This is a genomic window from Hydrogenophaga sp. (assembly GCF_041633695.1).
Taxonomy (GTDB): domain Bacteria; phylum Pseudomonadota; class Gammaproteobacteria; order Burkholderiales; family Burkholderiaceae_C; genus Hydrogenophaga.
This window is the reverse complement of record NZ_JBFJMY010000483.1, coordinates 1-3010: the sequence shown is the minus strand read 5'-3', so window position 1 is coordinate 3010 and position 3010 is coordinate 1. Positions and strand designations below refer to the sequence as shown.

Genomic DNA, 3010 nt, shown 5'->3' with positions numbered 1-3010 from the left:
TCTTGCAATGAAAGCAAACATGCGGGTACAGGTGCCCTTGAATGTCCTTTTCCTTTGGGAAAGCGCTGTGATGCTTGAATGCTGCCATGACTGCCGTTTAACGTAATGTCCAGAGCAAAACCTGCTCTATAACTTGGACGCTGCTCCATAAGTTGGCCATGTATCCCTCATGAAAGTGGCTTGCAGCCTAGCCGATCGCCAAATATACTGGATATATGTCCAGCTATAAAAATTTCGTGAAACCCAGCACCCCTGCGCTGCAGTCCACCCGTGTGTTGGACCAGTTGCGCGAGCGTATTCGGTACATGCACTATAGCCTCAGCACCGAGCAGGTCTATGTGTATTGGGTACGGTTTTTCATACGCTGGTCGGGCAATTGCGGGGCCATGCGGCATCCTCGCGATATGGGAGCAAGCGAAGTAGAGGCGTTCTTGACGCATCTGGCCACCGACCGCAAGGTGTCGGCATCAACTCACAATCAGGCATTGAGTGCCATCCTGTTCCTTTACCGGGAAATTCTCGATATTGAATTGCCCTGGCTGAATGGCATCAACCGCCCGGCCCAAAAGCGGCGCATACCCAGCGTATTGACCAAAGACGAGGTCACCGGGTTGCTGGCGCTACCTGCCTGAGACAGCCCTTCAGGCTTGCGTAGGCATTGGTGCGATAACCTGCCCGGCCACCGCGTTCAAGGCCTCGCGTTCGACCACGGTCGGCGCAATCTCGCGCAGCGGCACCAGCACAAAGGCCCGCTCCCACATGCGCGGATGCGGCACGGTCAGCAGGGGTGACTCGATGCGGGCGCTACCGTACAGCAGCACATCCAGGTCCAGCGTGCGCGGCGCGTTGACGTAGGGGCGCTCGCGCCCGGCGGCCTGCTCCATGGCTTGCAGTGCGGTGAGCAGATCGGGCGCTGTGAGCGCGGTGCTCACTTCGGCCACGGCGTTGATGTAGTCGGGGCCGCTGGCGTCTATGGGTGCTGTGCGGTACAGGCTGGAGGCCTTGACCAGGCGCGTTTGCGGCAGCGTGTTCAAAGCCGCCAAGGCGTCCCGCACGGTGGACACGGCGTTGCCCAGGTTGGCGCCCAGGGCCACGTAAGCCTGTACGGGTTCGCGGAGAAAAGGCATGGGCAGACCCGCAGCGGCGGAGTGCCTCAGGCGGCTTCAGTCGGTGGCGTCGCCGCCATCACCCGGGCCCGCACCATCGGATACGCCGGCCTCGCCCGCTCCGGTGGGCTTGCGGCGGCGCCGGCGGCGCTTTTTGGCCGGGGCCGTGCCGTCGGTCGCTGTGCCTTCAAAGGCGGGCGCCAACGAGGGTCCACCGTCGTCTTCGCCGCGCTCGTCGTCCGCGGCACGAAAGCGCGGATCGTCCTGCGGCAGGTTGGACGGATGGTCGGCATCGGTTCGCTTGACGCGACGGACCTTGCCCGCACCGGGCTTGGCCTGGTTGTCGCGGCGCTGGGCGTCCACCATGTCCTGGCGCATTTCGTCGCTGGCCATGCTGAAGGTTTCCCACCAGTGCGCCAGTTCTTCCTCCACCTCGCCGACCTGGGCGCGCAGGCGCAGAAAGTCGAAACCGGCGCGAAAGCGGGCCTGGTCGACCAGGCTGAAGGGGGAGGTGCCCACGCGCTTGTCAAAGCGCGGTTGCATCATCCAGATTTCGCGCATGTCGCCGGCCAGCTTGCCACGGCCCGAGACGTCGCCGATGCGGGCATCGAAGGCGTCGTCCACCGCGTCTTGCAAGGCGGCAAAAGGCGGCGGTGGGCGCTGGCCGGGGCGGGCCTGCAGGCGTTGGCTCCAGCCCTTGCGCACGTCGGTCCACAGCACACAGGCGAGCAGAAAACTCGGCGCCACGGGCTTGCCCTCGCCCACGCGGCGGTCGGTGTCCTGCAAGGCCAGTTTCACCAGGGGCTCGCTGGTGCGCTCCACCACCACGTCGAGCAGCGGATAAATGCCGGTGTCCAGGCCCACTTTCTTGAGTTGCTCGACGCTGGACAGGGCGTGGCCGGTTTGCAGCAGCTTCAGCATCTCGTCGAACAAGCGGCTTTGCGGCACATCGGCCAGCAGCTTGCGCGACGAGGCCAGTGGTTCCAGCGTCTTGGCCTCGAACTGGAAGCCGAGGTGGCTGAGTTTGGCGGCGAAGCGCACGGCGCGGATGATGCGCACCGGGTCTTCGCGGTAGCGCGTGGCGGGGTCGCCGATCATGCGCAGCAGGTGTTTTTTGGCGTCGCGGATGCCGTGGTGGAAATCGACCACCACCTGCGTCTGCGGGTCGTAGTACATGGCGTTGATGGAGAAGTCGCGCCGCGCGGCGTCCTGCTCGATCGGGCCCCAGACGTTGTCGCGCAACACGCGGCCACTGGCGTCCACCGCGTGTTTCATGCCGGCGAGTTCACCCTTGCTGGTGCGCTCGTTGCCTTTGACCTGTTCGGCGTCCGCGCTGTCGAGGTAGGCGCGAAAGGTCGAGACTTCGATCATTTCGTGCTCACGGCCCCGGCCGTAGACCACGTGCACGATGCGAAAGCGCCGCCCGATGATGAAGGCGCGCCGGAACAGGCCTTTGACCTGCTCGGGCGTGGCGTTGGTGGCCACATCAAAGTCTTTCGGGCGCAGGCCCAGCAAAAGATCGCGCACCGCGCCGCCCACGATGTAGGCCTCAAAACCCGCTTGCTGCAGGGTGCCCACCACGTCCAGGGCCCGCTGGTCCACCAGTTTCGGGTTGATGCCGTGTACCTCGGCGGGTACGTCTTCGCGCTTGCCGAACTTGGATACGGAGCGGGATCTGGCGCCACTGGCTTTGCCCAGCAGCTTGTCGATGAATTTTTTGATCATTCGAATAGGTTCAATATGCGCCAGCCGCGTTCGGCGGCAATGGCCTGGAGCCGGGCGTCCGGATTGGTGGCCACGGGCTCGTGCACTTTTTCCAGCAGCGGCAGATCGTTGATGGAGTCGCTGTAGAAGGTGCTGTGCGCCACGCTGGCCCAATTCAGGCCGCGTGCAGACAGCCATTG

General features: G+C 64.0%; 3 protein-coding genes and 1 pseudogene. 1 reads left to right on the top strand and 3 read right to left on the bottom strand.

The window, feature by feature from the left end:
- Positions 1–236: 236 nt before the first annotated feature.
- Positions 237–617 (top strand): annotated as a pseudogene (locus tag ABYB95_RS20505) (phage integrase N-terminal SAM-like domain-containing protein); the annotation flags it as partial.
- A 24-nt stretch (positions 618–641) separates the two neighbouring features.
- Here the strand turns inward: ABYB95_RS20505 and folK are convergent.
- From folK to ABYB95_RS20490, 3 genes are all read right to left on the bottom strand, one after another.
- The gene (gene folK / locus ABYB95_RS20500; RefSeq protein WP_372661229.1) at positions 642–1127 is read right to left on the bottom strand and encodes a 2-amino-4-hydroxy-6-hydroxymethyldihydropteridine diphosphokinase; all 486 of its coding nucleotides are present in this window, start codon (positions 1125–1127) and stop codon (positions 642–644) included.
- Positions 1128–1163: 36 nt separating this feature from the next.
- A complete protein-coding gene (gene pcnB / locus ABYB95_RS20495) occupies positions 1164–2831 on the bottom strand; it encodes a polynucleotide adenylyltransferase PcnB (RefSeq protein ID WP_372661226.1) in 1668 nt (555 codons plus the stop codon).
- Positions 2828–3010 (bottom strand): HAD family hydrolase (locus tag ABYB95_RS20490; RefSeq protein ID WP_372661223.1); only part of this gene is annotated, 183 nt, incomplete at its 5' end. The genes ABYB95_RS20490 and pcnB, both read right to left, overlap by 4 nt.